This window comes from Halomonas sp., from assembly GCF_014859505.1.
Taxonomy (GTDB): Bacteria; Pseudomonadota; Gammaproteobacteria; order Pseudomonadales; family Halomonadaceae; genus Halomonas.
This window is the reverse complement of the sequence record NZ_JACUUD010000184.1, coordinates 1-4420: the sequence shown is the minus strand read 5'-3', so window position 1 is coordinate 4420 and position 4420 is coordinate 1. Positions and strand designations below refer to the sequence as shown.

Annotated in this window: 4 protein-coding genes; 1 reads left to right on the top strand and 3 read right to left on the bottom strand. The window is 66.4% G+C overall.

What is annotated here, in order from left to right:
• The 3 genes from IBX53_RS14945 to hexR form a co-directional block, all read right to left on the bottom strand.
• On the bottom strand, positions 1-674 hold a 674-nt coding region (locus IBX53_RS14945; protein ID WP_290910818.1), incomplete at its 3' end, for a TRAP transporter substrate-binding protein.
• 151 nt (positions 675-825) lie between these two features.
• Complete coding sequence (gene uvrD / locus IBX53_RS14940) at positions 826-3030, bottom strand: DNA helicase II (RefSeq protein WP_290910816.1); 2205 nt, start codon at positions 3028-3030, stop codon at positions 826-828.
• A gap of 78 nt (positions 3031-3108) precedes the next feature.
• On the bottom strand, positions 3109-3966 hold the full coding sequence (gene hexR, locus IBX53_RS14935; RefSeq protein ID WP_290910813.1) for a transcriptional regulator HexR: 858 nt from the start codon (positions 3964-3966) through the stop codon (positions 3109-3111).
• A 227-nt stretch (positions 3967-4193) separates the two neighbouring features.
• On the opposite strand from hexR, the gene IBX53_RS14930 reads away from it, so the two are divergent.
• Positions 4194-4403, top strand: a complete 210-nt coding sequence (locus IBX53_RS14930; protein ID WP_290910811.1) for a PA3496 family putative envelope integrity protein — start codon at positions 4194-4196, stop codon at positions 4401-4403.
• Positions 4404-4420: the final 17 nt, after the last annotated feature.

The window sequence follows — 4420 nt, the reverse complement described above, 5'->3', positions numbered from 1 at the left end:
CCGAAGGCCAGGTCATTGTAGGGGCCGACCCAATCCGCAGCGTCGAGCACGCCGGTCTGCATGGAGGTGAAGATCTCGGAGCCCGGCATGTTCACGGTGGTGACGCCGATGCGGTTCATCGCCTCGCCGGCCAGCCCCGGCAGGCGCAGGCGAATGCCCTGCATGTCGGCCAGAGAGTTGATCTCCTTCTTGAACCAGCCGGCCATCTGCGCGCCGGTGTTGCCCACCGCGAAGGGCTTGAGATTGTGCTTGGCGTAGATCTCGTCCCATAGCACCTGGCCACCGCCGTGGTAGAGCCAGGCGTTGGTCTCGGTGGTGTTCATGCCGAAGGGCACTGCGGTGAAGAACTGTGCCGCGGCGACCTTGCCGCGCCAGTAGTAGGCAGCGGAGTGACCCATCTCCGCGGTACCGGCGGCGACCGCATCGAAGACCTCCAGGGCAGGCACCAGCTCACCGGCACCGTGCACACGGATGCGCATGCGGCCGTCGGAGAGCGCCTCGACGCGCTGGGCGAACTCGTTGGCACCGGTGCCCAGCGCCGGGAAATTTCGTGGCCAGGAGGTCACCATGTCCCAGGTGAGGACCTCCTGGGCCTGGGCGGTGGAGACGAAGGGGGCGGCGGCGACGCCGGCGGCACCGGCACCCAGGGTCTTCAGAAAGTTGCGGCGTTGCATGAGGGCGTGACTCCGAAAGGCTTGTTAAATAGAGCCGCGCGGCATGGCAACGCGCGGAAGGGTTCATTGGCCAGTATGCGCCAAGGCCGAATTGACTCACAAGGCGGCGACATGACGGAAACGTCAACGGAAATTCGCCGAACGCCCTCGATCAGAGCGGCGTCAGCTTGGCAAAGCCCAGCACCAGCCACTTGTCGCCTTCCCCCTCGAAGCTGACATGCACCCGAGCGCGCTCTCCCTCCCCCTCGGCGTTGAGGATCACCCCCTCGCCGAACACCGGGTGGTGGACCCGCTGGCCCAGCGACAGGCTGGGCAGGTCGCCGCCACCCTGCACCGAGGTCTGGCGCAGCCCGGGAACCGGTCGGCTCGCAGTCACCGGCCGCGAGATCTGGCCGCGCAGCCGCACCTCTTCCAGGTACTGCTCGGGGATCTCGCGCAGGAAGCGCGAGGCACGCTGGAAGGTCTCCTTGCCGTGCAGGCGGCGGATCTCGGCGTGGGTCAGGTAGAGCTTTTTCATGGCGCGGGTCAGGCCCACGTAGCAGAGCCGGCGCTCCTCCTCCAGGCGGCCCGGTTCCTCCGCCGACATGCGGTGGGGGAAGAGCCCCTCCTCCACCCCGGCGATGAACACCACCGGAAACTCCAGCCCCTTGGCGGCGTGCAGGGTCATCAGCTGCACGCTGTCCTCGAACTCGTCCGCCTCGTGCTCGCCGGCGTTGAGCGCCGCCTCGGAGAGGAAGGCCTCCAGCGCCACGGCCCCTTCGCCGGCCACGGGCGGGTCGAAGGATTCCCCCTGAGTGAAGGCGCGGGCGGCGTTGACCAGTTCCTCCAGGTTCTCGACCCGGGCCTGGCCCTTCTCGCCGCGCTCACTGCGGTGGTGCTCGACCAGCCCCGAGGCCTGGAGGGCCTGGTCGATGATCTCGTGCAGCGCCAACCCCGCGGTGTCGTTGTCGAGCCGTTCGATCAGCTCGGCGAAGGCCGCCACGGCGCTGCCGGCCCGGCCCTTGAGCGAGCCGTCGGCCAGGCCATCATGGAGTGCTTGCCACAGCGAGACGCCGGCCTCCCGGGCCCGGACGCGCAGGATCTCCACGGTGCGGGTGCCGATACCCCGGGCCGGCACATTGATTACCCGCTCCAGGGAGGCATCGTCGTCACGGTTGAGCAGCAGGCGCAGGTAGGACAGGGCGTTCTTGATCTCCAGACGCTCGTAGAAGCGGTGCCCGCCGTAGATGCGGTAGGGCATGCCCTGACGGATCAGGGACTCCTCGATGACCCGGGACTGGGCGTTGGAGCGGTAGAGGATGGCGATCTCGCGGCGATGGAACCCCTCGTCGACCTTCTCGCGAATGGTGTCGACGATGAAGCGGGCCTCGTCCAGATCATTGAAGCCGCTGAAGACCGAGATCGACTCGCCGCGGGAGCCAGCGGTCCACAGCTCCTTGCCCATGCGCTCGGTGTTGTGGCTGATCAGGGCGTTGGCGGCCTCGAGGATGGCGCTGGTGGAGCGATAGTTCTGCTCCAGGCGCACGGTCTTCGTCTCCGGGAACTCGCGCTCGAAGCGGCGGATGTTCTCCACCCTGGCGCCGCGCCAACCGTAGATCGACTGGTCATCGTCGCCCACCACGGTCATCGGCGTGCGCATGCCGGTCAGCAGCTTCAGCCAGGCGTACTGCAGGGTGTTGGTGTCCTGGAATTCGTCGACCAGTACATGGGCGAAGCGCTCCTGGTAATGAGCCAGCAGAGCAGGGTTGTCGCGCAGCAGCTCGAGGCTCCGGAGCAGCAGCTCGCCGAAGTCCACCAGGCCACCGCGCTCGCAGGTGACCTGGTAGCGTTCATAGAGATCCACCATCTGCCCCAGGTAGGCGTCACCGTGGACCTCCACCTGGTGGGGCCGCAGCCCCTCCTCCTTGCAGCCGGAGATGAAGGTCTGCACCTGGCGCGGCGGGAAGCGCTCGTCATCGACGTCGTGGTCCTTGATCAGTCGCTTGACCAGTCGCAGCTGATCGTCGGAATCGATGATCTGGAAGTGCTGAGGCAGCCGGGCATCCTGCCAGTGGGTGCGCAACAGGCGGTGGGCCGTGGAGTGGAAGGTGCCCACCCAGACGTGGCGCAGCGAGAGGCCGAGCAAGGCCTCCAGGCGGGTCCGCATCTCGCGGGCCGCCTTGTTGGTGAAGGTCACGGCGAGCACGGCGTAGGGGGAGAGCCCCTCGGCCTGCATCAGCCAGGCGATGCGGTGGACCAGCACCCGGGTCTTGCCGGAGCCGGCACCGGCCAGCACCAGCATGTTGCCCTGGGGGGCGCTGACCGCCTCGCGCTGGGCGGCATTCAGGTGGTCGAGGATCGCCGTGACGTCGTCCATGGGAGGGCATCGCTGCTAGGAAAATGGGCGGACAGCTTAGCATATCGCGCCTTGCCCCCGGCGCCCCTCGCCTCGCGGCTAGCCTTCCTCTTCCGGGTAGCGCAGCGGGATCAGGCTCCTCTTCACCGACGAGAGCTGCTCGGCCAGCTTGGGGCCGCGGGTCTTGGCCACGCCCACCGCCAGCACGTCGACCAGCACCAGGTGGGCGATGCGGGAGCTCATGGGAGTGTAGATCTCGGTGTCCTCGTGGACATCGATATAGAGCGGTAGCGTCACCTCTTCGGCCAGCGGCGAACCGCTGGGGCACAGGCCAATCACCGTGGCGCCGGCCTCCCTGGCCAGGCGCACGCTGGCCACCAGCGCCCGGGTTCGGCCGGTCTGGGAGATGGCCACCACCACGTCGCCCTCCTTGAGGGTCACCGCCGACATGTTCTGCATGTGCGGGTCCGCGTAGGCCGCGGTGGAGATCTGCAGGCGAAAGAACTTGTGCTGGGCGTCGAAGGCCACCGCACCGGAAGCGCCGAAGCCGTAGAACTCCACCCGGTTGGCCATGGCCAGGGCGTTGATCGCCTGGCTCAGCGCCTCGTTGTCCAGGCGGTCGCGCACCGACAGCAGGGTGCCCACGGTGGAGTCGAAGATGCTCTGGGCAAATTCCGACACCGAGTCGCTGTCGTTCATGGAGAACTGGGCGAACTGGCTGCCGGTGGCCAGCATCTGGGCCAGCTTGAGCTTGAAGTCCTGGAAGCCATTGCAGCCCAGGGCACGGCAGAAGCGGACCACCGTGGGCTCGCTGACCTTGGACTCGGTGGCCAGGTCGACGATGCGCATGTGGATCACTTCCTCGGGGTTGCGAAGCACGAAGCGCGCCACCTTCTGCTCGGAGCGGCGGAAGTGCTCCATGCGGCGTCTCATCTCATCGAACAGGGCGCTGCTCACTGGGAACTCCTCGAATGGTGTATCGCCCCGGGCAGTGACGATAATTGAAAAGGGTGTCATCACAGTATGCCCAAGGAGCCGGGCGTTGTGCAGCGCAAGATGTCGGTACGGCCTCTCGACGCCTGCGTTTACTCTTCGTTGTAGCGTAAAACCCAGAACGTCATCATTCTGTCAAGTGCGATATAGTAAAAATTGCAGTGTCGCGTAGTGACCAAGGAGAGTCGATCATGCGCAATGTCGAACGGTTAACCTCCCTGAAGAGTGAGCTCCTCGACATCTTCATGAGCATGGAAGTGATCGAGCACGAGCAGCGCAGCCGCACCGCCGCACAGCGCAACCTGCGGGCTCGGCGGGGCATCGAGCTCCATGAGGAGTTCAAGCAGCTGTCCCGTGACATCGCCGAGCTGCCCGTGGACGAGCTCGACGAGATGCACTGACCGCGGCCCGACGGCCA

Bases quoted from the DNA above. Each gene is read 5' to 3' on its own strand.
- uvrD (WP_290910816.1), bottom strand. From the start codon at position 3,030: ATGGACGACGTCACGGCGATCCTCGACCACCTGAATGCCGCCCAGCGC.
- IBX53_RS14930 (WP_290910811.1), top strand. From the start codon at position 4,194: ATGCGCAATGTCGAACGGTTAACCTCCCTGAAGAGTGAGCTCCTCGAC.